Here is a 25,776-nt window from a genome sequence, read left to right on the forward strand (position 1 = left end):
CTCCTCTATGGTCCGGCGGCAGGGCATGTTTCCGCAGAACAGGGGGTTACATCGGTCACTGCGACCAGTTCCCACAGGCTGCCTTGGGTCTTGTTCAATCTCTCCCGGCTCATCGCGGCAAAGGTCAGCATGCCGGAAAGGCGAACCCGCTCGCCCACCAATGCGACAGGCGCCCCGTCCGCGTCCATTCGACCTTCCACCAGTCTGGCTGGCACCGTCGCCACGACAGCGTGACGAAAGCTGAAGCGCCCCTTTAGGGACGTCGGCTTCTTGGGAAGCAATCGGAGCCGGTAGCTGCGCTCGACCCGGGCTCCGCATCGCGATACCGTCGGACGGACCGAAATTGCGCGGATGAGATATCCCTCGGTCACGATGACGGAGCCCTCAACCTTCGGGTTGGGCTTGTTCGCCAGCGCCTGAATATCCTTCAACGCCATGGCGCGGGGTTGAACATTCGCTTGGGGGGCCGTCGAAGGAGGGCAGGCCGCTTCTTTCGCCGACGCTCCACCGGTCGCCATCATCACCGAGACGGCCAGGACGCTCATAGCGATGCGCCTTGCAACCCGGCGATCTCCCACTCGGTCTCTCTGCCACATCGTCATGAATTCCAGCCACATGGCGCCCTCCGCTACCGCTGGGGTATGACGAAAATCCGACCGGAACGGCTCACGTCGGGGTGCCGAGCTAACGGGGAGGCGGCAGGGGCTACTTCGTCGGCCCGTGCCCTCTCAGTATTCCGATGGCTTTCCGGATGGTCCTGGCAGCTCAAATGCATGCCTGCCTCCTTCTATCAATCTTTCTGAACGCTGTTATTTGAAAGATCGATTGTGGCGAGATGATGGTGATCCCCGGCAGACGGGATGGGCTGGAGGTCTTGATAGACTCCCATAAATTCTCCCTCCCCCCGTAACCTTTGCACAGCCGTCGGCGAAACCGGGACAGACGCCCCCTTGGACAAGCGATCCCTGTCCTCGGGAAACTCGGGGAGAGCCGCCGTGCCGCCGATGTCGATTGAAAAATCCCGGTTGATGATGGCTGCCGCCACTCTTTTCGCCCTGCCCTTGGCAGTCGAAGCCAGGCACTCCTACGACGCCAAGGCCTTCACCGACATGGTGAGCAAGGGGCTATGAATGCCGCCAACCTCTCTTTCGGCGTCGAGGCCGGTTCGCTGTCGCGCTGCGTGCTCCCGCTGCGGCCCATCCCGCTGGGCGGCCTTCTGATCCATTCCGGACTCGACAAGGTGGTTGAGACCCGGCTCGCCGACACCATGCCGCCTTGGCTGGTGAACCTGACCGCGCGGTTCTAACGCGTTTGGTCTTTAATCATGGAGACTCGCATGCTCACGTCTATTCGAACCCTCGCCTTCACCGTCGCCGTCGGCAGCTTCGTGGCCCTGGGCAGCGCCGGGGCCTATGCCCAGGCCGCGAACCCTTGCGCAGCCAAGAAGGCCATGGACGACAAGGCCATGATGGACAAGAAACCCGCCAACCCTTGCGCCGCCAAGCCTGCCAACCCTTGTGCCGCCAAGAAGATGTAGGTTTGGGTCGCTGGCCGGCCGGGCCTTGTCCTGGCCGACCGGCTTTCGCCCGAGGAGGCGATCTTGAGCGCAATATCCTCCAAGCGATGGATGGTGGTCCTGGCCGGTCTGGCCTTGGCCGTCGTTGCCATTCCGCCCAGCCGGGGCGCCGGTCACCGGGTTAAGCTGACCGGCGAGGTGATCGATTCCTGGTGCCAGACCACCGGCATCATGGTTGCCCTGGGCACCGCCCACCACCAATGCGCCATTTGGTGCGCCGTCGGCGGTATTCCCGTGGGCCTGCGGACCAGTGATGGAACCCTCTACACCATCCTCAGGGTCGACAAGGACAAGGCGAACGTGGCCAACCCGCGCCTTCTCCGGCTTCAGACCCATGAGGTTTCGGTGGAAGGCGATCTTATCGAGCGTGACGGCCTGCGCTATCTGCTGATCGACCAGGTGATGGACGATCACGGCATCATCAATCAGACCCATGCCGATAGCGGTATCCAGCCGTTCGGGGAGTAACTCCCATGCGCAAGCTCTTGCTCATTCTTCCCCTGCTGATCGCCAGCCCCGGCTGGGCGGCGGAATCCTGGGGCCTCCCGGGTGAGGAGGCGGCCAGCTTCGACGGCAAGGTGGTCGATGTCCAATGCGTGCTGACCAAGGATTGCCCCAAGGATTGCGGCGCCGGCCGTCGCCAGCTTGGCCTGCTGAAAAAGGATGGCGCCCTGATCCTGGCCATGAAGAATGCCGATCCCTTCGCCGGTGCCACCCGCGACCTGCTGCCCTTCTGCGGTAAGTCGATCACGGTGGATGGGCTATTCACAAGCAATGAGGGGGTGCGCGCCTTTGCCCTGCAGCGGGTCAAGCCCCCCGGCGGTGAGTGGATCGCCGCCAACGGTTTCGTCCGCGATTGGGCCAAGGCCCATAAGCTCAAGCCCGATTCCCCGCAAGCCGAAGAATGGTTCCGCCACGATCAAACCGTCGCAGGGCGCATCAAGGCCGAAGGCAAGCTCGGCCTGGGGCCGGGTCAATGAAGGATGTTCGCGGCTGGGTCACGGTATTCTGCACTCTTTTGCTCACCTTTGGCGCCCAAGCCGAGGAGTACTGGTCGCGGCCGCTCAAGCCTCAAGGCAAGGCTCCGGCGGCGTGGTCCGAACTGGAATCGTCATTGGACCCGCAATCCTGCGGCGCCTGCCACCCCGACAAGTTGGCGGAATGGAGCGGATCGCTGCACGCCAAGGCCTTCTCCCCCGGTCTGGTCGGCCAGTTGCTGACCTTCTCGAGGGAAGACACCCAAGAATGCCTCAACTGCCATGCGCCCCTGGCCGAGCAGGCGGCGGCCTTCGAGGCCGCCCGCAAGAAGGGCAAGGGCCATCTGCCCGAGGCCCAGGGGCTGGCGGCGGCAGGCAATTCCTGCGGAGGCTGCCACCTGCGCGGTCATCAACGCTTCGGCCCACCGCAGCGGGGGACCGGGGCGGTGGGCCGCATCGCTGGAGACCTGCCCCATGGCGGCTTTACCGGCAGCACCTCTTTCCAGAGTCCTGAATTCTGTGCCGCCTGCCACCAGTTCCCTGCCGATCAGGCCATCAACGGCAAGCCGCTGGAAAACACCGTCGAGGAATGGCGGTCCAGCCCCCAGGCCGCCGCGGGCCAGACCTGCCAGTCCTGCCACATGCCCGACCGCAAACATCTGTGGCGCGGCATCCACGACCCCGCCACCACCGCAGCCGGATTGACGCCCAGAATCTCCGCCGACCGTGATAAGGCCCGCTTCGCCGTGACTTCGACGGGCGTGGGACATGCCTTTCCCACCTACGTGACACCCAAGGTCATCCTGCACGCCATCTTGCTCGATGAGGCGGGCAAGCCGAAGCAAGGCTCGGAAGTGACCTACGTCATCCAGCGCCGGGTCGAGCACGACGGGGCCGATTGGCACGAAATTTCCGACACCCGATTGCTGCCGGGACAGACCGCATCGGTGGAAATTACCTGGAAGGACGCCGAGCGGGCGCGTGTCTGGCTGGAGGTGCGGCCGGACGAGTTCTACCACGCGGTCACCTATGCCCAACTGCGCCGCGACCTGCCGCAAGGCGGCGCGGCGGCCCGGTTGATCGCCGAGGCCGATACCCGCACCCGATCCACCGTCTACAGCCTGTTCACCAGCGAAATCGGGCGCCCTACCGCGTCAGGAGATCACCCATGAACAGGCCTCCCAGGAAATCGCCCGCAGCGTCGATCAGGCCGCCCAGCGGACCGGCGATGTGTCGGAAAACATTGAAACGGTGCGCGACGCCAACGGACTTGCCCGGCAGACATGGGAAGTGAAGACCAAGGTGGAGGCGTTCCTCGCCGCCATGCGGCAAGCCTAGCGCAGGGGGATCGTCGCGGCGCCCAGAATCCGTCCCAGGCCCGGCCCCTGGACCAGCACGGCGACAGTGCTGGCGCTGTCCGGAAGCGCCGACAGATCGAAGCGGATGGCCTTGGGCGTTCCGTCCCAACGCCCCAGGGGATGAACAGCGCGGACGATGGAGGTGTCCTTCAGAATCCGACCGGCATTCTCGCCCCGCGTCACCCTGGTCTCAGTCTCGCCGCTATAAGCGACCAGGGAGACCTCGGCCGGCGCCCCCGCCCCCAGTTCGATGGTCAGGGTACCGTCGGCCCGCGACAGGTGGACGGGCATTCCGTCGCGCGTGGCGTCCAGCGCCGCCAGCACGGCGGGGCGGTCGAAGCCCACCACGTCGGTGGTACCGTTGATCACCATCTGGGGGGTATAGAGGGTCTTGAGGCCCATGGCCGCCACATAGGCGTTCTGACGTGCCGTGGCGGACTTCAGGCTGAACGGATCCTTCCAGCCGAGACGGTCCCAATAGTCGATGTGATAGGCCAGAGTGATGATTCCCGGCCGTTTGGCCAATTCACCCAGCAGGCGATCGGCCGGCGGGCAGGAACTGCACCCTTGCGAGGTGAAAAGCTCGACCACTACCGGCATGGGCTCCGCCCCGGCGGCGGCGCCCAGCAGCAGCGGGCCGGCAAGGCCAAGCGCCACGCCAATGATGTGCGCATTCCGTCCCATGGCGCCCTCCCGATCAGCTTGTGCTGATCCCTATTCGTCGGGAGAGGGGAAAAGGTTTCCCGCTGCCTCCGACAGTCGCGGGCCGAGCCGCGGCCGGGAAGCGCAGCGAGCGGGAAAGGGACTGTAACCTGTGCCCCCTTCGCGGCGAATTCCCATCAGGCTCCCGCTGAATACAAAGGCCTGTTCCGCCATGGATATTGCGGCCAATCCCCCATTCGAGGCATTGTCGGGTTTGATTGAAAGCAAGGGTGGCCAAGCCGTGACCAGCGGCGAGCAGAGGGAGCCCGGCACCGCTTGGGGTGCCCTGATGGCGGCCGCCCAGGATGGCGACGGTGCCGCCTATGGCCGCTTGCTGGCCGAAATCACCCCGATGCTGCGTCGGATTGTTCGGCGCCGGTGGGGCGATACGGATTGCGAGGATATCGTTCAGGAGGTTCTGATCTCGCTTCATCGCGTCCGTCATACCTATGACCCGCAACGGCCATTCATGCCCTGGTTGATGGCCATCGCCCAGTTCCGTGTCGCCGATGCCGCCCGCAAATCAGCGCGCCGGAACATCCACGAGCGGCCGGAATGGAGCTTCGAGTTCGGGCTGCCCGATGTGGCGGCCGATGAACCCGACGAGCCACAGGGCGACCCTCAGCTCCTGCGCCGCGCCATCGCCAACCTGCCCGAAGGCCAGCGTCGCGCCGTCGAACTGCTGAAGTTGGAGGAACGCTCGTTGAAGGAGGCGGCGGTAGAAACCGGCATGAGTGTCGGCGCGTTGAAGGTGGCGGTTCATCGTGGGCTCAAGGCCCTGCGCGCCGCCATGACAGGAAAGGAGCGATGATGCGGACCGACGACCTGATCCTTTCCCTGAGCCAAGACGCGCGGCCGGTCCGGCGTTTGCCCCCGCCAACCCGGCGGGCGCTGGGTTGGTTCGCCCTGGCGGTTCCGGTGGTAGCGGCCATCGCCTTGACCTTGGGATTGCGGGCCGATCTGGGATTGCGCATGGCCGAACCGGCCTTCGTGATCCAGCTGATCGCCTGTGGCCTGACCGCATTCTGCGCCGCCATCGCCGGCCTCGCGCTGACCGTTCCGGGAACGCCCAAGGTCTGGGCGCTGCTGCCGATCCCGCCCATGCTGGTGTGGCTGGGCGGATTCGGCCGCCAATGCTTCCTGGAATGGCTGTCCCCGCAATCGGGGGAACTGCTGAACGGCCCCCACCTCCACTGCCTGCCGGACATCGCGGTGATCACCGCCATTCCCACGGTGGTCCTGCTGTTGATGCTGCGGCGCGGTGCCTGCTTCGAGCCCCGGCTGCCGGTGATGCTGGGCGGGCTGGCGGCGGCGGCCCTGGCCCATGGCGGGCTGTCGCTGGCCCATCCCGAGGATTCCGGATTGCTGGTCCTGATCTTTCAGTTCATTGCCGTCGGGCTTCTGGCGCTGGTGGTTGGAACAAAGCCGATGGGTATGACGCGTGGGTCGGAATAAATCGGGTGGAATGGCTCTTTTCCGGCCTCCCCTGCCGCGCCTCGACTTTTTGTCCGATGAATGTTCCAGAGCAGGTCAAACGACCAGCGGCTCCTTTGTAAAATTACCCGCTAACTATTTAATTCCATTGGCGCAGATCGCTACGTTTCGCACCGTCTCTACAGCCTGCCCATTGGATCCAACCAATTGATTTTCCAGTTGAAATCCTGGCGCATCCCAGGCTCCATGGTCTGCACGGTGCATTGACGGCAACCATCTGACTTCATTGAATAAAATTATAACCGTCCAAAACTTATCCAAGACTCGTCCAATAAGCGGGCGTTACCCGAGGCGAATTTCGATCCATTCGGACCCGCGAACATCGCGGTAGGGCGGCGTCTTGCCCGCCGGCCAAGTCAAGCATCGCCATCGTCAGGGGCCGGCGGCGCGGTCCATCCAATGCCTGAAATCGTCGGCGGCCAGCGGTCGGCTGAAGAAAAAGCCTTGGCAGGAATCGCAGCCCCTGCCGGTCAGGAAATCCAATTGCTCCGGGGTTTCGACACCTTCGGCCAGAACGGAAAGCTTCAGGTTCTTGGCCATGGCGATAATCGTCGACGTAATTTCGGCGGCGCCCTCGTCGTGGGGGATGTCTCGGACAAAACTTTGGTCGATCTTCAGCTTATCCAGGGGAAAACGGCGAAGATAGGCGAGTGAGGAATACCCGGTTCCAAAATCGTCGATCGACAAATGCACGCCTTGGTCCTTGAGGGCCGCCATTTGAATTCCGGCCTCATCCCCGCGCGCCATGATGGTTGTTTCGGTCAGTTCCAGCTCAAGACGGCATGGCGGCAGCCCACTTTCGCTCAGGATGTCGCGAATGCGCTCTTGCAGGTAGGAAAGTCGGAATTGCTGCGCGGAGAGATTGACCGCCACCTTGTCCAGGCGCAGCCCAAGATCAAGCCAGGATTTCATCTGGGTGCAGGCCTCCTGCAGCACCCAGTCGCCCAAGGCGACGATAAGCCCCGTCTCCTCGGCCAGGGGGATGAAGTGATAGGGAGAAATAATCTCCCGTCCCGGCGGCTGCCACCTCACCAGGGCCTCGACCCCTTCCACCCGGCCGCCGGTCAACGAGATCAGCGGTTGGTAGTGCAATACGAATTCGCGCAGGTCCAGCGCCCGTCTCAGACCGGCCTCCATCTCCAGACGCCGGTTGGCCTTCTCGGTCAGGGACCGGGTGTAGAAGCGATAGCCGTTACGGCCTTCCTGTTTCGCCTGATGCACCGCCGTATCCGCATTCTGGATCAGTTGGTCGGCGCCCTCGCCATCATCGGGAAAGAGGCTGACGCCGACACTGGCCCTGAGGCTGACCTCGTGACTATCGTTCAGGCGATAAGGGGTGCCGACGACGTCGATCATCGCCTGGGCGATACTGGCGGCATCCTCCGCCTGCGCAACGGTCTCCACCACCATCACGAACTCGTCTCCCCCCAAACGGGCCAGGGTATCGGCCTCTCCCATCTGGTCCCGCAGCCGGTGGCCGATCACCTGCAGCACCTCGTCGCCGGCATCATGGCCCAGGCTGTCGTTGACCACCTTGAAGTGATCCAGGTCGAGAAACAGCACCGCGCACCGGCGGCCGTCCCGCCGCGACCGGTCAAGGGCATGTTCCAGTCGCAATTGCAGCAGAACCCGGTTGGGAAGACCGGTCAGGGGGTCGTGATGGGCGAGATGCTGCAGCTTGGCTTCGGAATGCTTGAGCCGGGAAAGATCGGTGAAGACCCCCACATAATTGATCGGTTCTCCCTTCTCGTCGCCGACCGAGGTGATGCCCAGCCAGGCGGGGAAGGCATCCCCTCCCCGGCGCCGGAACGATACTTCGCCCTGCCAGGCTCCATTTTCCCGGACTGCCTGCCATATGGCCTGATGAAAGGCCCGATCGTCCTGGTTCGCCAGCAGGAAATCCATCCCCCGCGACAGGACTTCGCCCTCGGGGTATTCCGAAATGGTGGAGAAGGCCGGGTTAACGGCAAGAATGCCCCCGCCGAGGCCGATCACGAAGACCGCCTCCAGGGTCGAGGTGAAAACCGCCGCCGCCTGACGCAGGCTGGTCTCGGCTTCCTTGGCCTCGGTAATGTCGATATGCGTGCCGACCAGTCGTTCGGGCCGTCCCTGCGCATCCCGGGTCAGAAAGGCCGGGGCCCGGATGTAACGGTCGCCGCCGCCCTTGTGGCGCATCCGGAATTGGAGTTCGATCCGGTCATCCCCGCCCTTGAGGAATTCGCCCATCCGCGCCTGGGTCGGCAGGCGGTCGTCGGGGTGGAGCAGGTTGACCCAGGTGAAGGGAGAGGCCTCCAATTCGCCCTCCCCGTAGCCGAGCATGCCTTTCCAGCGGGGAGAGAAATAGACCTGGTTGGATTTCAGGTTCCAGTCCCATAGCCCATCATTGGCACCGCGCATGGCCAGTTGGAAGCGCTCCTCGCTGAGGCGCAGGCCTTCCTCGGCAAGACGCAGGGCCTCGCGCTCGGCGGCTTCGGCCAAGGCCCGGCGGACCGAAGGCACCAGCCGGGTCAGATTGTCCTTCAAAACGAAATCCCAGGTGCCGATCTTGAGGAGTTCGACCGCCTCCTCCTCGCCGACGCTTCCCGAAACGAGGAGAACCGGCAGGTTGGGAAAGCGGCCCCGGATATGGGCCAGGTTCTCGTGAAAATCGAGCCCGGGAACATTGTAGTCGGAGAGGACAAGGTCCCACTTTCCCCGCTCCAGGGCGGCGGCGATCTCGACGGCATTGACCGCCCAGCTGCATCGGGCCGCAAGCCCGTTACGGTGCAGATGGCGCTCCACCATCAGGAAGTCGGCCCTCACATCCTCGATAATCAAAATATTGATCGACGTTTCCATGGGATCGTCACTTCACAGGAGGTTCGTTGGTCAGCAACCAGTACACGCCGAGACGGGCTGCGGTTTCGGCGAATTCGGTGAAATCCAGGGGCTTGCGAACGAAGCTGTTGGCTCCCTCCTCATAACCGGTCAGCCGATCCTTCTCCTCGTCCGACGAAGTCAGCAGCACGATCGGCAGCAGACCGGTGCGACTGTCGGCGCGCAATCGCCTGAGAACGTCCAGCCCGTTGATCCGCGGCAGGTTGATGTCGAGCAGAATCACGGCGGGATCGCTTGCCGGGCGCCCGGCGAATTCAGCCTCGCGGAAAAGATAGTCGAGGGCCTGCTGCCCATCCCGGACGACATCGACCGTGTTGGCCAGATTGATCTTGCGCAGGGCCCGCATGATCAACATCTCGTCCTGGCGGTTGTCCTCAACCAGGAGAATCGACTTGCCGACCATTCCAATCTCCTTCGCTGTCGTCCCCATCCGGCCCGGCCTCGGGCAAGGTGAAGCGGAAGACCGCCCCCTTCCCCGGCGACGCAACGGCCTGAATGGTTCCGCCATGACGGCGGATGATCCGCTGGACGGTGGCCAGCCCGATTCCGATGCCGGGGAATTCATCCTGGCGGTGCAGGCGGGAAAACGGCTTGAACAGCTTTTCGGCATGCTTGGGATCAAAGCCGGCCCCGTTGTCGGCGACGCAGAACACCGGACCGGTGCCGTCATTCTCGACATAGAGCGAAATTACCGCCTCTTCGGTGTTGGACGTGTATTTCCAGGCATTGCCCAGCAGATTGCGCATGACGACGTCGATCATCCTGGAATCCCCCCGGGTGGCCAGCCCACCAGCGATCCGCCACGTCACCCGGCGTCTGTATCTTGGCTTGGCGCGGGAATGTTCGTCCCGGATGGCCCGCGCCAGCGCGGACAGGTCCACACGATCACGCCGCAATTCACCACGGGTGCTTCGGGCCAGTTGAAGCAGGCCATCGATCAGTTCGGCCATGTGCTTGCCGCCCCGGACGATCTCGTCGAGGTAATTGCGGGCCTCACCCTCCAGCGAATCGCCGAAATCCTCCACCAGGGCCTGGCTGAACCCGGTCATGGCACGCAAGGGGGCGCGAAGATCGTGGGATACGGCGTAGGAAAAGCTTTCCAGTTCCTCATTGGCGGCCTGTAACTGGCTGGTTCGCTCACGGACCCGCTGCTCCAGGCCGGCGTTGAGGCGCAGAACGTCGTTTTCAGCCTCCTTGCGACGCTGAATGTCTTCGACCACCACGATGAAATAATAGGGAGCGCCGAGCGCATTGCGGACCAATGACACGGTCAGGCTGAGCCATATGATCCGCGCCCCGTTTCCCATACCGCGCTTCTCGACGGTGTAGGTCTGGATATGCCCCTCAATCAGGGAGCGGGCCTCGGCCACATCCAAATCCACGTCGTCGGGATGAGTGACATCACGGAGGGCGCACGACAGCAGGTCCAGTTGGTCGAGGCCAAGAATGGAGCAAAGCCTGGCGTTGACCCGCAGGAAATGGCCATTGGGAGCAAGGAGGGCGATGCCGACCGCCGCCTGCTCGAATGTCGCCCGGAATCGAACTTCATTTTCGCGCAGCACCGCCAACTTCTTCCAGCGCTCATCGATTAGCCGCCCGGCCCGGGCGAGAAGTTCCTCCAGCAAGAATGGCTTGTAAACGTAATCCTGCACGGCGTCGCGCAGCAGCTTGATCCGCAATTCATCATCGGCCTTGGCGGTCAGCATGATGATGGGAACGTCCTCCATGCCAGGTTGGGCACGCAGGGCCACGACCATTTCATCACCGTTCATCCGCGGCATCATGACGTCGCTGATGACGAGGTCCGGGCGCACCTCCAGGGCCATCTCCAACCCGTCCTGGCCGTCGCAGGCCACGGCAACCCGGTAATGGGATGCCAGGGCCTCGGCCAGGAAGACCCGCATGTCGGGATTGTCTTCGACAACCAGGACCAGGGGCGCACCGATCAGGACCTTGGAATGCGGCGCCGCCGGTTGCGGTTGAAGGTCCACCGCCTGGGGAAGGAGGTTGGGGTCCATGGGCACGGAGGCGGAGGAAACGACCTCCGCTCCGGCTGGAGCCATAAGCGGCAGGGTGACCGTGAACAGGGCCCCACCGCCAGGGGAATCGGAAACGACGACACTTCCGCCGTGAAGACGGCAGAATTCCAGGACAATCGCCAGCCCCAATCCGGTGCCGCCGGACCGGCGCTCACCCTGCCGGAAGCGTTCAAAGATGGTATCGTGCAGTGCCGCTGGAACGCCGGGGCCGTTGTCTTGAACCTGGATGACGGCACACCCCGACCGTTCCTGCAGCGAAACGGCGACGCTGCCGCCATCGGGAGTATGGCGGAAGGCATTGGCCAACAGATTGAGCAGGATACGCTCAACCATCTCCTGGTCGACCTGGGCCGGCAATTCGCTTAGCCCCCGAACCCCGTACTGAATACGCCGCCCCTCGGCCAGCGATTCGAAATGAGAAGCGATCAGGCGGATTTCCCGGGCCAGATCAACCTGGACGTAATGGATCAGCATCCGTCCCGCTTCGAGCTTGGAAATATCCAGCAGGTTGCTGACATGGCGGTAAAGCAGGCGGGCGTTGCGATGGATACCGTCCAGGTCTCGCCGCGCGGGATCGGCAAGGTTGGGATCGGCCGTTCTCCGGGCAACCAGGCCGAGGATCAAGGCCAGCGGGGTGCGCAATTCGTGACTGACATTGGCGAAGAACTGGGATTTCAACTCGTCCAGTTCCCTGGTTTTTTCATAAAGCCGGGCCAGTTCCCCATTGGCTTGCTTGAGCTTGAAATTGATGTCGGCCACTTCCCGGGCACGGGCATAAATCTCGGCCTCCATCTGCCCCGAACGTTCGCGAAGGCTCTCGGCGAGTTTCGTCCGTTCGGCCTCGCGCTGCTGGAGTTGGACGAAGTCCGTCACATCCTCGACACGGTGAATGATATGCGTCAGGGTCCCACCCGGCTCCACGATAGGTGAGTTGATCGGGCTCCAGTAGCGGACTTCGAAGCCTCCCCCCTCCGCCTCGGGTTTGCGGATATCGTATTTCTGGACCGCCATCGTATCGACAGCCCGCGTCTCCAGGACCCGCTCCAGCGAGGCTTTCAGATTGCGGACGCCATCGGCATTGGCATCATCCGGATTATCCGGAAAGATATCGAAAATCTTGCGGCCGACGATATCCTGGCGCCTGGTCATGGTGGCCAGGGCATAGGCATCACTGACCGCCACGATACGAAGGTCGGGATCAAGGGCGAGATACAGGCCGGGGATCGCTTCGAACAGGGCGCGGAAATCCGGTCCCTGTCCGGCGGGCGGCGCCCTGTCTGACGCTGACGGAGGTGATGGTTTGGTCGCCACCCCAACCCCCAAAATAGAGATGCCCCAAGGGGGCAACCCGACTTCCGGTGAATCCTCCAACCATCATGACTCAATCGCAGCACAACCGAAAAGAATAAAATTTATACGACACTATACCTAGTGTATTTACCCTGCGCTGTCTAATCTCACCCTTAATGATCAAGGATGAGCCTCCATGACACCTTCCCGCTCAGACACCAAATGCCGCACGCGCAATCTCCGTTGGAAGGAATGTCCGCCCACTCATCGGAAAGGAAGGATTCGATCCAGCGCTGGCGCCACGACATTCCCACGCCAGGAGGGCCCGGCTTTTCGACATTTCCAGCCGCAGCAGATTTCCGGCACTACATTGAATTAGCGGAAAAGTTCGTGATTTTCCCACATCTCCATGGCCTGCAGGGCATATTGACGGCAGGGCGTTGACCGGTTCCGATTACAGGAACATGCCATCAAGATCGTCCTCGGCATCCTTGGCCTTCGATTGCATCGCCTTTGCCGCCGAATCGTCCTTGGCGAAGGCCTGATGGATGAAGCGTTCGGCGTCCATGGTGTAACAGGGCTGCATCAGGCGGTGGATGTCCTTGTGGAGCGCCTCGTCGAGGTCGGTTTCGGCGGCGAGGCCGGCGGCGATCGCCGATAATCGGGCCACGCCATCCTTGGCGACCGCTCCCACCCGATGATGAATTTCAATTCCGGCTGCGGTCTCGGTCAGGGCCGTTGAAACGCCGCCGGCATCGGCCCGCAACTCCGCCAGGGCGTCGGACATGGACACGCCCACGCGCGACAGCGCCGCCATGGACTCGGCCATGACCGCCACGGGATCGCCCGCCTCGCCGCCGTCGCCCTCGGCCGCGGCGACGGCCAGATCGTCGGCAAGGCCGAGGACCACCTTCAGCAGTTCGGCGATGGAGTGCGAACAATCCTCTGTCCGCTTGCTGCAGGCGCGCAACTCGTGGGCCACGACGCCCAGCGCCCGCCCGTCATTGCCGAGGCGGCCGCATTTCAAGGTGGCGTTGAGCCCCATCACCCGCATGTCGGCGTCGATGGACTGGATGGCGGCGAGATCGGCGGCCATGGCGCGAAAGCCGCTGGAAACCGCCCCGACCACCGACCCGGCCCGGCTGCGGGCCTCGGCATAGGCGGTGAGCAGTTCGCTGGCCCGCCGGATGTCGCTTTCGATCTCGGCCACGAACAATCCCCCGCCGCCGCCGCCGCCGAAGGCGTCTTCCGCCTCGGCGAGGATTTCCGCGGCCTCCCCGGCCAGGGCGGACAGGTTGCGGGCCAATCCCTCGACCTCGCCCCGGTAATCGCCGGCCCCGCCGTCCAACTGGGCCGCCTGGAGGTGAAGAACCCCACCGACCATCAGCGCCCGGCGTTCCTCCCCGATTTCATCGCCCAGCCACTGGCAACCGGGTTCGGTGACGGGCTCGCCGGCCGCCAAGGAGACCATGGCCCGCAGCGCGGTGCGCACGTGTTCGATTCGCTGGCAGACGCTGTCGTTGATCTGAAGCTCTGCCACCGTCGCGCCGATCCGCTGGGCGATACGCCTGGACTTGTCCGCCACCGAATCGGCGGTGTGGGCGACGCGATGGCGGCGCTCGGCCAGAACGGAAAGGCTGGCATCGATGCGGGCACGCACCGCCTCCAGTTCCTTGGCCTCGTTACGCTCGAAATCGGCCTCGGCCTGCCGTGCCGAGGCCACCGCGCCCCGAACCGTGCCGAGACGGCCCCCGGCCTGCTCGATGGATGTGGCGGCCAGGTTTCCCAACCGGCCGATCTCCTTGGTGAAGACCGAGAAATCAACCCCCGCCGCCGTCACCAGGGCAGCCTGGATCTTGCCGTTGATGGCCAGCGCCCCCACTTCGCCGATGATCCGCTGCAACTGGTCGAGCCGCGTGGCCACCTCGGTGGCGCCCTCCTCCAGCTGGAGCAGGATCGAACCGGACCGGTTCGCCTCTCCTCCCGACATCCGGCTGATGCCCTGGACGGCCCGTTCCAGGCCGGAGACGGCATCATGCGCCTCCGGGCTGTGCAGTTGCTCCGCCAATCCGGCAAGATTGCCGCCCAGCCGGGCGAACACCTCCACCGCATGCCCCAGACTGTTGCCGAGCCGCAGGAAATCCTGGTCGGCCGACCCGGTCAGGCGGCCGAGGGCCGCATCCAGATCGGCCAGGGCGGCGCGGATGCGCTGCGCCTCGGCGGGAGCGACGGCGCCGGGAGGGGTCAGCATGGTTCACCCGAGGTCTGTGGCGCACGGTCCGGCATGGCGATCAGGGCGGTTTCGTCGCCGCTGAACAGGTAGCCGATATCGAGGACGATGACGAAGGCGTCGCCACGCCGCCCGACCGCCTTGATGAACTGCGAGTTCCAGCGGATGCCGATATTGGGCGCCGCCTCCATGGGATGATCGGCGAGGCCGGTGACCTCGTAGACCCGATCCGCCACCAGGCCCATGACCACGTTCCGCCCCCCGGTCGCCACATCGAGAACGATGATGCGGGTGCTGGGCGTGGGCGGGGCCGCCGGCAAGCCCAGCTTCACCCGCAGATCGACCACCGGCACGGTGCAGCGGCGGACATCGATCATCCCCATCAGGTAGGGCGGCGCGTTGGGAATGCGGGAGATGGGGCAGAGGTCGAGGATTTCATGCACCCTCTCGACCTCCACCGCGAAGATCTCCTTGTCGATGCCGAGGGTGACGTACTGGGCGGCCCTGTCCGATGTGGCGATTTGGCTCATGGTCCGGTCCTTCCTGTCGAAGCCCTTGCCTCAGTAGCGCTGAAACTCGGCATCCTCGGCATCCATTTCGATGATCGTGCCGCTGCCCGCCCCTTTCTTGGCGGCCGGCTCGGTCTTGGCGGCGGGGCGCGCCGCCGGTTTGGCCTTGCCGGCCGGCATATGGGCGATCTGGGCATGCCGGGCGACGGGCTTGGCCGCCGCCGGCTTGGCCGTGCTCTGGGTGGTCCGGAAATAGTCGATGGTGTTCTGGAGCTGCTCGGCCTGGGAGGCCAGTTCCACCGAGGTCGAGGACATTTCCTCGGCGCCGGCGGCGTTCTGCTGGGTTACCTTGTCCAATTGCTGGATGGCCAGATTGACCTGATTGGCGCCCACATCCTGTTCGCGGCAGGCCGCCGTGATCTCCTCCACCAATTCGGCGGTCCGCTTGATGTCCGGCACCAGCTTGCTCAGCATCTGGCCGGCGTCCTGGGCGACCTTGACCGTTTCGGTGGATAGGGCGTTGATCTCGCCGGCCGCCGCCTGGCTGCGCTCGGCCAGCTTGCGGACCTCGGAGGCCACCACGGCGAAACCACGGCCGTGCTCGCCGGCCCGGGCCGCCTCCACCGCCGCGTTCAACGCCAGAAGGTCGGTCTGGCGGGCGATTTCCTGGACGATGCCGATCTTCTCGGCGATGGTCTGCATGGCGCTGACCGCCCGCCCCACCGCCTCGCCCGAGGCCTGGGCGTCCTTGGCCGACTGACGGGCGATCTTCTCGGTCTGGCTGGCATTGTCGGCGGTCTGCTTGATGTTGGCCGCCATCTCCTCCATGGACGAGGCGGCCTGTTCGGTGGCCGAGGCCTGCTCGGTGGCGCCCTGGCTCAGTTCCTCGGCGCCCGAGGACAATTGCTCGCTGCCGGCCGCCACGTTCTGGACGGCGTTGACGGTTTCGCCCACCACGCTGCTCAGCTTTTCGACCATGGTCTTCAAGGCGATGCCCAGGGCGTCCTCGTCGCATAGGGGGGTGACCGTGACGGTCAGGTCCCCCCCGGCCAACTGATCGGCGATGCCGGCGATGTCGCGCTGGTTCTCGTTGACGGTGTGCAGCGCGCGGGCCATCTCGCCGATCTCGTCCTTGCGGGTCTGCCCTTCGATGACGGTGCTCATGCGCCGCTCGGCGACCGCCCCCAGGGCCTTGACCATGGTGGCGATGGAAACGGTGATGGAGCGCACGATCATCACCGCCAGGGCGATGGCGGCCAGCAGGCCGATGGCCACGGCGGAGAGATTCTGGATGCGGGTGCTGGTGAAGGTTTCGCCGCCCTTCTCGTACTCGGACTTGGCCACCCGCTCCTGCAGGGCGAGGTTATCGCGCAAATTCTTGTTCAGAACGATGACCGTCTGACGCATCTCGCCGGTCATGATGGCCGAGACCTGCGCCCTGTTGTCCGCATTGGCGGACAGCAGGGCGACAACGTTGTCGACCCCCTTGTTGTAGCTGTCCAGGCTCTTCTGGATGCGCTCGGCGATCTCCTTTTCCTCCGGAGCGAGATAGGTGGAGAGATAGTCCGACCACTCCTTGGCGATCTCATGCCTAAGCTCGGCAACCCTGGAGACACTGTTCCGCCGTTCCTCGGGAGTCGCGGCCATGATGCTTTCCAGCAATCTGCCGCGGACGCGGCCGATGTTGTCGATAATCTTGGCCAGTTGCACCAGGCAAACCGCCCGATCCTCGTAGACGGTCTTGAGCGAGGCGTGCATCAAGCCCATACCCCGGTCGCCCAGATAGGTGATGATGGCCATGGGCAGGATCATGACGACGAGCAGGATCGTCAACCGGGCATTGATCTTCATGTTGGCGAACATTGTCAGTCTCCTGTTCAGGACCCGTGGAGCCGGTCCTCGCGAGCAGGCTCGGAGGCAAAGACCCGGTCGATATCAAGGATGATGAGGAAACCGCCGTTGCGGCGGCCGATCCCCCGAATAAATTCCGGCGGCCAGCGCATGCCGACCTTGGGCGTGGATTCGATGGACTGCATGTTGATCTCGGCGACCTCGTAGACCTTGTCGGCCAGCAGGCCGACCATGGTCAGCTCGCCATCCAGGGTGGCCTCGATCACCACGATGCGGGTATCGATGGTGCGGGGTTCCACCGTCATGCCGAGACGCACCCTGAGATCCACCAGCGGCACCACCTTGCCGCGCACGTTGATCAGCCCGGTGGCGTAGCGGGGCGCATTGGGAACGGTGGTGATCGGCACCAGGTCGAGAATCTCGCGGACGATGGTGGCCTCCAGGGCGAACGCCTCCCCGGACAAGGCCAGGGTGAGAATCTCGACCGGACGGGAGAGTGTGTGGACATTTCCCATCTTTAGGACGCCTTCTTCTGGGACTCGGAGGCTTGGCCGAAATCGATCAGGCGCGGCACGTCGATGATCAGCGCCACGGTGCCGTCACCGAGAATGGTCGCCCCGGAGAAGGTCTGGACCGTGCTGTGGATCTTGGACAGCGACTTGATGACCGTCTGGTAGTCGCCGATGATCTGATCCACCACCAGCCCCACCCGGGCGTCGCCGGTCGAGACGATCACCACCTTCTGATAGGGCTCGGGATCGGTGACGACGTTGAACAGTGCCTTGAGCCGCAGGAACGGCACGGTCTCGTCGCGGATGTTGAGGAAGTCGCGGCCGGAAGCGCGCCGGTCGTCCTCGGCGCTCAACTCGACGCATTCCTCCACCGCCGACAGCGGGATGACGTAACGCCCCTCGCCGACCCGGACCAGCAACCCGTCGATGATGGCCAGGGTCAGCGGCAGCCGCAGCGTCATGGTGGAGCCGGAGCCCAGGGTGCTGTCGATGTCGATGGTGCCGCGCAACTGGTCGATGGCGCGCTTGACCACATCCATGCCGACGCCACGCCCCGACACGCTGGTGACCTTGGCGGCGGTGGAGAAACCCGGCTGCAGGATCAACTGGAAGATCTCCGGCTCGCTCAGTTCGGCACCGGGCGGGATCAGGCCGTTCTCCTCGGCCTTGGCGCGGACCCGCACGGGGTCGATGCCGGCGCCGTCGTCGGTGATCTTGATCAGCACCTGGGCGCCGGAATGGATGGCAGACAGGTGGATGGTGCCCTGGCGCGGCTTGCCCTTGGATTCCCGGATATCGGGGGCCTCGACGCCATGGTCGAGGCTGTTGCGGATCAGGTGGACCAGGGGATCGTGCAGGCGTTCGATCACCGTCTTGTCCAACTCGGTCTCCTCGCCCGAGGTGGTCAGGGCGATCTCCTTGCCCAATTCCTTCGACAGATCGCGCACCAGCCGGCGGAAGCGGCCGAACAGCGAGCCGATGGGGACCATGCGGATGCCCATGGTGGTATCGCGCAGTTCCGACGACAGCCGTTCGATCTCCTCGACCAGCGACTTCAGATGGGGGTCGTTGCCGGCATTGGCCAATTGCCGCAGGCGGGCCTGGGCGATGACCAGTTCGCCGACCTGATCCATCAATTCGTCGAGACGGCTGGCCTGCACCCGGATGTCGGCGGCATCCGCCTTGGCGACCTTCTCGACCTCGCCTTTCAGATGCTTCTGCTCGGCCAGGGCGGCCGCGACCTTGTCGGTGCTGACCAGCCCCTCCTTGACCAGCATGGCCCCCAGCCGGGGCTGCTGGTCGAGGGCCTTGTCCAGGGCATCGGCCGAGACCGCATGGCGTTCCACCAGGATTTCCCCCAGGCGCTTGGCCTCGGGCTCGACCACCTCGACGGAAAGCTCCATGTCGTCGATGACGAACATGAAAACATCGTCGATGGCCGAGCGCGGCTGGTCGGTGGACAACAGGCCGTCCCAAGCCAGATAGCAGCCGCTGGGGTCCATCTCCTCCAGCATGGGAATGCCGTCGGTGTCGGTCACCATGGTGCAGTCGCCCAGTTCGCGCAGCTCCTTCAGCAGCAGCAGCGGATTGGCGCCCATGGCCATGGCGTTCCGGGCAAGCCTGAAATGCAGGCGGTAGGTGGTGCGCTCGGGCGGCGGTTCGGGTGGATGGGCGTCGTTGCTCGACACGCTCACCACCGGCCCGATCCCGATGATTCCGGCCAATTGGGCGAGAAGGGCCTCGCTGCGCCCCGGCGGCGCGGCCTCGGGCTGTTCGATCAGGACGCGCATGTGGTCCTTGGCGGCCAAAGCCACCTCGACCAGTTCCTTGGTCGCGGCGAGCTTGCCCTTGCGGACCAGATCGAAGGCGTTTTCCACATGGTGGGTGAACGCCGAGGCGGCGTCGAAGCCGAACATCGCCCCCGACCCCTTGATGGTGTGCAAGGCCCGGAACGCCGTGTCGATCAGATCCTTGTCCGAAGGATCGGCCTCGATGTCGAGCAGGGTGGTTTCCAACTGCTCGAACAACTCCCTCGCCTCGGCGCGGAATGTTTCGACCGGGTCGATGGCGGTGGACATCAGGCGGTCCTCCCCTCGAGCCAGAATTGGGCCCGGGAGCCATCCTGGGCGCCGCAGATGGTCAAGATCTCCAGCAGCGCGCCGCCGGCCGGGGCACTGAGGCTCAGAACCTTGCCGGCGGCTTCGGCACTCTTGCAGGCGGCGAGGATCAACTGGATGAAGGCGACATCCACCTCGGTAAGGCCGGAGCAATCCACCTCGATACGGTCGGACGACTCCAGGGCCTGCTTCAGTTGCCGGGCGATGTCATCGGCCTGGCGGATGGTGGCGGCGCCGGTAAAGCCGATGACGACGGTGGGTGCGCGTGCCATGCCCAACCTCCTTGGGGACATCTATGAACAACAGGGTAGGCGCTTGGTCGGTATATTGAGGAGGAGGAGGAACGGCTAAGCCATCGCGGCAAAGGTATATTTGCCGCCCCCGTTCAGCACCTCGGCGAAGGCGGCGGCGGAGACCGGGCGGGTGAACAGGTAGCCTTGGGCGAAATCACAGCCGCTCCGGCGCAGGAATTCCAGCTGCGCATGGGTTTCGACGCCTTCGGCGACGACCTCCAGGTCGAGGCTGTGGGCCATGGCGATGATGGCCTGGGTCAGGGCCTTGTCCTGGCCGCGCTCGGTCACCTTGGAGATGAAGGAGCGGTCGATCTTCAGCACATCGAAGGGAAACGAGGTCAGGTAGCTCATGGATGAATAGCCGGTCCCGAAATCGTCGATGGAGAAGCGCAACCCCATGTCCTTCAGGTCGTTGAGCAGGGTCAGGGTATGGGGCGACTGGTCGAGCAGCAGGCGCTCGGTCACCTCGATCTCCACCAGTCCGGCGGCGACACCCTGGCCGGCCAGGGCCCGGGCGATGACCTCCAGCAGGGCGCGGTCGGCCAGCTGGCGCGACGATACGTTGACGGCCACCCGTATGGGCGGCAGCCCCTGTCCGGCCCACCGGGCGATGTCGCGGCAGACGGTCTCGACCACCCAGGCGCCGATGGGGACGATCAGGCCGGTTTCCTCGGCGATGGGAATGAACAGATCGGGCGCCACCGGGCCCAGATCCGGATTGGTCCAGCGCAGCAGAGCCTCGGCCGCCAGGATGTGTCCGCTGGCCACCTCCACCAACGGATGGTAGTGCACCTGAAATTCGCCCCGCTCCAGGGCGTGGCGCAGGCTGGCCTCGATGGCCAGGCGCTTGCGGGCGCTGGCGTCCAGTTCGGGGGTGAAGAACCGCCAGTTGCCCCGCCCTTCCGTCTCGGCGACCGGCATGGCGGCGGTGGCGCTGCGCAGCAAGTCCTGGGCGGTGCTCCCGTTCTCGGGAAAGAGGGCGATGCCGATACTGGCGGAGATGAAGATTTCGGCGTCGCCGACCTGGAACGGCGCCTCCAGCCTGGCGCAGATCCGCGCCGCCACCGCCTGTGGCGCGTGGGCTTCCCCCAGATCGGTCAGCACCATGACGAACTCGTCGTTGCCGACCCGCGCCACGGTATCGGCCTGACGCTGCTCGATCCGCAGGCGCTGGGCGACCTGGCGCAGGATTTCATCGCCGGCATCATGGCCCATGGTGTCGTTGACCGCCTTGAAACGGTCGAGGTCCACCAGCATCACCGCCACCTGGTCGCTGTTGCGGCCGGCCAGGGCGATGGCCTGGCCGAGGCGGTCAAGCACCAGCATGCGGTTGGGCAGGCCGGTCAGCGAATCGTAATTGGCCTGCCATTCCAGCCGCGCCTCGTATTCCTTGCGCAGCGTGATGTCTTCCTTGATGGCCACGAAGTTGGTGATCGCGCCGGTTTCATCCCGGATCGGCGAGATCAGCGCCTGCTCCCACAACATGCTGCCGTCCTTGCGGCGGTTCTGGAAGGTGCCGCGCCACTCGTTGCCCCCGGTGATGGTGTCCCACAATTCCCGATACATTTCCGGCGTCGAATAGCCCGACTTGAGCAGGCTGGGTCTTTGGCCGATCACCTCCTCCGGGCGATAGCCGGTGGTTTCGGTGAACTTGGGATTGACGTATTCGATGATGCCGTCACTGTCGGTGATCACCACGGAAGCCGGGCTCTGGCGGACCACCATGGAGGTCTTGCGGACCTCTTCGGTCAGCCACAGCGAGACCTCGGCCAGGGTCTTGTGCGCCCGGCACGAGGCCAGCAGGTTGCGCATCCTGGCCGCGAATTCCACATGGTCGATGGGCTTGGCCAGAAAGTCGGTGGCGCCGATCTGCAAGGCCATGTAGCGGACATCCACGTCCTCGGTGGAGGTAACCATCACCACCGGGATGGCCGCCCGGCCCCGGTCGTTGCGAAAGGCTTCGATGATGGCCAGACCGTCGGGCGCCGGCATCTCGTAATCGACGATCAGCAGGTCGATGTCGTTGGCCAGACACCACCGCAACGCCTCGGCCGAATTGGTGAAGCCGATGGGCTCGCAGCCTTCGATGGTCTGCAGCAACTGGAGCATCAGCGCCACGGCGCTGGCGCTGTCGTCGATGACCACCGCCCGCTGGTTCGTGCTGGGGAGGCGGAGGGAATTCATGGCGTGTCCGCCCTGCGGATTTCGGCGGCCAGCAACCCAAGCGGCACCACCTTTTCGGCGGCGCCCCGGTCGATGGCCTCCTTGGGCATGCCGAAGACGACGCAGGTCTCCTCGTTCTGGGCGATGGTCAGCGCGCCGGCGTTGCGCATCTCCAGTAGGCCGTTGGCGCCGTCGTCGCCCATGCCGGTCATGATGATGCCCACCGCGTTGCCGCCGGCGAACTGGGCGGCGGAGCGGAACAGCACGTCCACCGAGGGGCGGTGGCGCGATACCAGGGGGCCGTCCTTGACGCTGACGTGATAGCGGGCGCCGCTGCGCTGGAGCATGGCGTGGCGGTTGCCCGGCGCGATCAGCACGTGGCCGCGCAGGACCGGGTCGCCGTCGGCGGCCTCCTTGACCGTCACCTGACACAAGCTGTCGAGACGCCGCGCGAAGGCGGCGGTGAACAGTTCCGGCATGTGCTGGACCACGACGATGCCGGGGCAGTCCATGGGCAGGGCGACCAGCACCTCGCGCAGGGATTCGGTCCCGCCGGTGGAGGCCCCGATGCACACCACCTTTTCGGTGGTGCGCGCCATGGCCCGGTTGCCGGGGGGCGGCATCATGACGTCGGCGGACAGCTTCTTGGCCGATCCCAGGACGTGGCCGCCGCGATCCACATGCCGGGCGGGCAGTTTCTGCAGGCGGGCCTGGGCCGCCGCCTTGACCGCATCGCAGATCGCCTCGGCGGATTCCCGCAGGAATTCGCGGGTTCCCATCTTGGGCTTGAGGATGACGTCCACGGCCCCGGCTTCCAGGGCCTGCATCAGCGTGTCGGAGCCCTCCTCGGGCAGCGACGAGCAGATCACCACCGGAATCGGGCGCTGGCTCATGATCTTGCGCAGGAAGGTAATGCCGTCCATGCGCGGCATCTCGATGTCCAGGGTGATGACGTCCGGGGTTTCGTGGGCGATCTCGCGGGCGGCGGCATAGGGATCTGTGGCGGTCGCCATGACCTCGATGGCCGGGTCACGGCTCAGGATGTCGGCCAGGGTCTGGCGGACGCTTGCGGAATCATCGACGATCAAAACCTTGATCTTCTGCATATCACGTCCGCCTGAAGATGGAGTGTCCCAGAGGCTCCAGCGGCACCACCATTCCGGTGATGCTGTCGGTGTGGCCCAATATGAGGTAGCCCCCGGGGCGCAGATGCGACGTCAGCTGCCGCACCACGGCCTCCTGCGTCTCCCGGTCGAAATAGATCAGAAGGTTGCGGCAGAAGATCACATCCATGTCGCGCTCGACCGGATAGCGGTCTTCGACCAGATTGATACGGGCGAAGCGGACGAGACTGCGGATTTCCGGCGCCATCCGGACCAGCTTGTTGGCCGGATTGCTGGAGCGCAGCAGATAGCGCTGGCGCATGGACACCGGCACCGGCTCGACCATTTCCTCGGGAAAGACCGCCCGCGCGGCGGTGGCCAGCACCTCGGTGGAAATATCGCTGGCCAGGATCGAGAACCGCCACTCGGGCTCGGCGCAGGCGAAGTCGCTCAGCACCATGGCCAGGGTGTAGGGCTCGGCCCCGATGGAGCAGGCCGCGCTCCAGAACCGGGCGACGTGGCCGGTTCCGGCCAGCTCCGGCAACGCGACCCGGGTGAGGAAGTTGAAATGGGCCGGCTCGCGGAAGAAATCGGTCTTGTTGGTGGTGATGGCGTCGATCAGGTTGATCACCTCATCGTCGCAATCACCGCAATCGAACACCGCGGCGATGTAATCGGAGATGCTGCTGAGGCCGAGAGCCCGGACCCGGCGATACAGGCGCCCCTCGACCATGGTCTTCTTGGCGGCGGTCAGCTTGATGCCGGTGGCCGACAGAATGAAGGACGCGATCCGTTCGAAGTCGGCGTTGTCGATGCGACCAAGGCCTCCGTCGAATTCAGCCATCCGAGCCGCTCCACCTGTTCCCATCTCCCGCCTCCCGCGCGGAGGGTTAGCCGAGGACCTTCTTGACGATGGCCAGCAGCTGTTCCTGCTTGAACGGCTTGGTGATCCAGGCGGTGGCGCCGGATTGCTTGGCCTCGGCCTTCTTGCCCTCGTCGGACTCGGTGGTCAGGAAGACGATGGGAACCCCCTTGTAGGCCGGGAGCTTGCGCAATTCCTTGATCAGCGACAGCCCATCCATGTTGGGCATGTTGAGGTCGGTCACCACCATGTGGATCTCGGCCGATCCGGCCTTGGCGAGGGCGTCCTTGCCGTCGCAGGCCTCAAGAATGTCGTATCCCGCGCCGGAAAGGGTCAGCTTGACCATTTGCCGCACGCTGGCGGAATCATCGACGCTGAGAATTGTCTTCGCCATGGGGGCCTCCAGATTGGGTTGATCCAGGGTAGCCAAACTCATGGGCGAAAGGTGAGGCCGCGAACGGGTACCGGCGGGCGGCAAAGGTATATCAGCCGAGGACGTGTCCCTGGGCCATCAGCGTCGCGGCCTGAGCCCGGTTCTTGGCGCCCAGTTTCCTGTAGATGCGGGTGAGCTGGACCTTGACGGTGACCTCCCGCAGGTTGAGCAGGCGGGCGATTTCCTTGTTGGACTTGCCCTCCACCACCATGGCCATGATGGTTTTCTCGCGTTCGGCGAATTCCACATCCCCCCCACCGGTCTCGCCGGACGGCGGCGGCGGCGGCTGGCACGGCGTGCCGAACATTTCGGCCGGCAGATAGGACCCCCCTGCCAGGATCACGTTCAAAGCCGAGGAAAAAACCTTGCTGTCCAGGGTCTTGGGCAGGAAGCCCCGGGCCCCGGCGCCGATACAGGCGCTGACTTCCGACGCCAGGGCCACCCCGGACATCACCACCACCGGCATTCCCCGGGATCGGGCCACGATGGTCTGGACGCCGCTCTGGCCATTCATCCCCGGCATGGAATAGTCGATCAGCAGGAGGTCGAATCCCCGAGGCCCGTTCAGAATCGTCAAGGCATCCCCAAGGGTGGCGGCGACCTCGGTCGTCCCCCCGGGGAACAGCCGCTCGACCTGTTCGCGGACGGCACTCAGATAAAGAGGGTGATCATCGGCGATAAGGACATGCATGCAGGAGCCCCACGCGGATCAGATGTATAATTCTGCATCATCCCGGTTCCTTGCACAATAACAGTAACACCCATGGACGCCGAGGCCAAAAGATGCCCGCAATATACCTTTGCGGCCCTCCGTAGCCATTCGCCGCATGGCGCAGACCTGCCGGCCTGCCGCAGGATTATGACGGAATATGTGTCCTGAACAGGCGGCGCCAATGGCCAGGATCATCGTTGCGGACGACGAACCCACCCACCTGGAACTGGTCTCGACCATTCTTGAACGGGCCGGCCATGAGGTCGTGGCGGTAACCGACGGCAAGGCGTGCCTCAACCGGCTTCAGGACGGCGATATCGACCTGGTGGTGACCGACGTCTTCATGCCCGCCCTGGACGGCTTCCAGTTGATGGCGGCGATTCGGGACCGGAACACCCATCTTCCGGTCATCGGCATGACCGGAGGCATGAGGGGGCATGTCATTCCATTTACTGATATCATGGCCCGGCTGGGGGCACGGTCGGTTCTGACCAAGCCGTTTTCCAGGGAAGAATTGCTCGCGGCGGTTCAATCGGCGATGGGAGACGCTGGGGAGGCGTGATGGGGCGGCTGACGCGCATCTCTCTGGTGCTTCTGGCCCTCTTCTGGGGGCTTGGCGCTCATCCGGCGAGAGCGGCAAAGAGCCCGCTTACGGAAAAGAACATCCTTGTTCTTTTC

25 protein-coding genes and 1 pseudogene are annotated in these 25,776 nt (G+C 64.5%); 9 read left to right on the forward strand and 17 right to left on the reverse strand.

The window, feature by feature from the left end:
- Window positions 1–5 precede the first annotated feature (5 nt).
- Window positions 6–617 carry a hypothetical protein gene (locus tag H261_RS12715; protein WP_008618078.1) on the reverse strand — a complete coding sequence of 204 codons (612 nt, stop codon included), beginning with the start codon at window positions 615–617 and terminating at the stop codon, window positions 6–8.
- Window positions 618–995: 378 nt separating this feature from the next.
- On the opposite strand from H261_RS12715, the gene H261_RS26525 reads away from it, so the two are divergent.
- From H261_RS26525 to H261_RS12740, 6 genes are all read left to right on the forward strand, one after another.
- Window positions 996–1,130 carry a hypothetical protein gene (locus H261_RS26525; RefSeq protein ID WP_268743960.1) on the forward strand — a complete coding sequence of 45 codons (135 nt, stop codon included), beginning with the start codon at window positions 996–998 and terminating at the stop codon, window positions 1,128–1,130.
- Window positions 1,127–1,306: a hypothetical protein gene (locus H261_RS12720; protein WP_040476402.1), complete on the forward strand. Its 180-nt coding sequence runs from the start codon at window positions 1,127–1,129 to the stop codon at window positions 1,304–1,306. The genes H261_RS26525 and H261_RS12720 overlap by 4 nt, the downstream gene beginning before the upstream one ends.
- 30 nt (window positions 1,307–1,336) lie before the next feature.
- Entirely contained in the window at window positions 1,337–1,537 is a 201-nt protein-coding gene (locus tag H261_RS12725; protein ID WP_008618079.1) for a hypothetical protein, read from the forward strand.
- Between the two features lie 63 nt (window positions 1,538–1,600).
- Window positions 1,601–2,044, forward strand: a complete 444-nt coding sequence (locus H261_RS12730) for a hypothetical protein (RefSeq protein WP_152426852.1) — start codon at window positions 1,601–1,603, stop codon at window positions 2,042–2,044.
- A 5-nt stretch (window positions 2,045–2,049) separates the two neighbouring features.
- On the forward strand, window positions 2,050–2,556 hold the full coding sequence (locus H261_RS12735) for a hypothetical protein (protein WP_008618081.1): 507 nt from the start codon (window positions 2,050–2,052) through the stop codon (window positions 2,554–2,556).
- A complete protein-coding gene (locus tag H261_RS12740) occupies window positions 2,553–3,725 on the forward strand; it encodes a multiheme c-type cytochrome (protein ID WP_161625031.1) in 1,173 nt (390 codons plus the stop codon). Before H261_RS12735 ends, H261_RS12740 begins: the two co-directional genes overlap by 4 nt.
- A gap of 162 nt (window positions 3,726–3,887) precedes the next feature.
- Here the strand turns inward: H261_RS12740 and H261_RS12745 are convergent, their stop codons facing one another.
- A complete protein-coding gene (locus tag H261_RS12745) occupies window positions 3,888–4,595 on the reverse strand; it encodes a DUF1223 domain-containing protein (protein ID WP_008618083.1) in 708 nt (235 codons plus the stop codon).
- Window positions 4,596–4,785: 190 nt separating this feature from the next.
- Here H261_RS12745 and H261_RS12750 point away from each other — a divergent pair, with 190 nt between their 5' ends.
- Window positions 4,786–5,424, forward strand: a complete 639-nt coding sequence (locus H261_RS12750) for a sigma-70 family RNA polymerase sigma factor (protein ID WP_200860256.1) — start codon at window positions 4,786–4,788, stop codon at window positions 5,422–5,424.
- The gene (locus tag H261_RS12755; protein WP_008618085.1) at window positions 5,421–6,068 is read left to right on the forward strand and encodes an NrsF family protein; all 648 of its coding nucleotides are present in this window, start codon (window positions 5,421–5,423) and stop codon (window positions 6,066–6,068) included. Before H261_RS12750 ends, H261_RS12755 begins: the two co-directional genes overlap by 4 nt.
- 411 nt (window positions 6,069–6,479) lie before the next feature.
- Here the strand turns inward: H261_RS12755 and H261_RS12760 are convergent, their stop codons facing one another.
- The 15 genes and pseudogenes from H261_RS12760 to H261_RS12825 form a co-directional block, all read right to left on the reverse strand.
- Window positions 6,480–8,585, reverse strand: a complete 2,106-nt coding sequence (locus H261_RS12760) for a sensor domain-containing protein (protein WP_235062924.1) — start codon at window positions 8,583–8,585, stop codon at window positions 6,480–6,482.
- Window positions 8,586–8,618: 33 nt separating this feature from the next.
- Window positions 8,619–8,945 (reverse strand): annotated as a pseudogene (locus H261_RS26730) (response regulator); the annotation flags it as partial.
- Window positions 8,946–8,952: 7 nt separating this feature from the next.
- Window positions 8,953–9,387: a response regulator gene (locus H261_RS12765; RefSeq protein ID WP_008618088.1), complete on the reverse strand. Its 435-nt coding sequence runs from the start codon at window positions 9,385–9,387 to the stop codon at window positions 8,953–8,955.
- Window positions 9,359–12,334 (reverse strand): ATP-binding protein, encoded by a 2,976-nt coding sequence (locus tag H261_RS12770; RefSeq protein WP_081608932.1) that lies wholly within the window; start codon window positions 12,332–12,334, stop codon window positions 9,359–9,361. The genes H261_RS12765 and H261_RS12770 overlap by 29 nt, the downstream gene beginning before the upstream one ends.
- A 433-nt stretch (window positions 12,335–12,767) precedes the next feature.
- Window positions 12,768–14,564 carry a hypothetical protein gene (locus tag H261_RS12775; RefSeq protein ID WP_008618093.1) on the reverse strand — a complete coding sequence of 599 codons (1,797 nt, stop codon included), beginning with the start codon at window positions 14,562–14,564 and terminating at the stop codon, window positions 12,768–12,770.
- Window positions 14,558–15,073: a chemotaxis protein CheW gene (locus tag H261_RS12780; RefSeq protein ID WP_008618095.1), complete on the reverse strand. Its 516-nt coding sequence runs from the start codon at window positions 15,071–15,073 to the stop codon at window positions 14,558–14,560. Before H261_RS12780 ends, H261_RS12775 begins: the two co-directional genes overlap by 7 nt.
- Window positions 15,074–15,103: 30 nt before the next feature.
- Window positions 15,104–16,915, reverse strand: coding sequence for a methyl-accepting chemotaxis protein (locus H261_RS12785; RefSeq protein WP_008618096.1), 1,812 nt, complete (start codon window positions 16,913–16,915; stop codon window positions 15,104–15,106).
- 14 nt (window positions 16,916–16,929) lie between these two features.
- Complete coding sequence (locus H261_RS12790; protein WP_008618097.1) at window positions 16,930–17,418, reverse strand: chemotaxis protein CheW; 489 nt, start codon at window positions 17,416–17,418, stop codon at window positions 16,930–16,932.
- Between the two features lie 2 nt (window positions 17,419–17,420).
- Window positions 17,421–19,493, reverse strand: a complete 2,073-nt coding sequence (locus tag H261_RS12795; protein ID WP_008618098.1) for a chemotaxis protein CheA — start codon at window positions 19,491–19,493, stop codon at window positions 17,421–17,423.
- Entirely contained in the window at window positions 19,493–19,804 is a 312-nt protein-coding gene (locus tag H261_RS12800; RefSeq protein WP_008618099.1) for an STAS domain-containing protein, read from the reverse strand. Before H261_RS12800 ends, H261_RS12795 begins: the two co-directional genes overlap by 1 nt.
- A gap of 75 nt (window positions 19,805–19,879) precedes the next feature.
- On the reverse strand, window positions 19,880–22,009 hold the full coding sequence (locus H261_RS12805; protein ID WP_008618100.1) for a two-component system response regulator: 2,130 nt from the start codon (window positions 22,007–22,009) through the stop codon (window positions 19,880–19,882).
- A complete protein-coding gene (locus tag H261_RS12810; RefSeq protein ID WP_008618101.1) occupies window positions 22,006–23,094 on the reverse strand; it encodes a protein-glutamate methylesterase/protein-glutamine glutaminase in 1,089 nt (362 codons plus the stop codon). The genes H261_RS12805 and H261_RS12810 overlap by 4 nt, the downstream gene beginning before the upstream one ends.
- Window position 23,095: 1 nt before the next feature.
- Window positions 23,096–23,935, reverse strand: a complete 840-nt coding sequence (locus H261_RS12815; protein WP_008618102.1) for a CheR family methyltransferase — start codon at window positions 23,933–23,935, stop codon at window positions 23,096–23,098.
- 46 nt (window positions 23,936–23,981) lie between these two features.
- On the reverse strand, window positions 23,982–24,347 hold the full coding sequence (locus H261_RS12820; RefSeq protein ID WP_008618103.1) for a response regulator: 366 nt from the start codon (window positions 24,345–24,347) through the stop codon (window positions 23,982–23,984).
- Window positions 24,348–24,438: 91 nt separating this feature from the next.
- Entirely contained in the window at window positions 24,439–25,077 is a 639-nt protein-coding gene (locus H261_RS12825) for a response regulator transcription factor (protein WP_008618105.1), read from the reverse strand.
- Window positions 25,078–25,279: 202 nt separating this feature from the next.
- On the opposite strand from H261_RS12825, the gene H261_RS12830 reads away from it, so the two are divergent.
- Window positions 25,280–25,660, forward strand: a complete 381-nt coding sequence (locus H261_RS12830; protein WP_008618108.1) for a response regulator — start codon at window positions 25,280–25,282, stop codon at window positions 25,658–25,660.
- The last annotated feature ends 116 nt before the right edge of the window (window positions 25,661–25,776 follow it).

This window comes from Paramagnetospirillum caucaseum (assembly GCF_000342045.1).
Taxonomy (GTDB): domain Bacteria; phylum Pseudomonadota; class Alphaproteobacteria; order Rhodospirillales; family Magnetospirillaceae; genus Phaeospirillum; species Phaeospirillum caucaseum.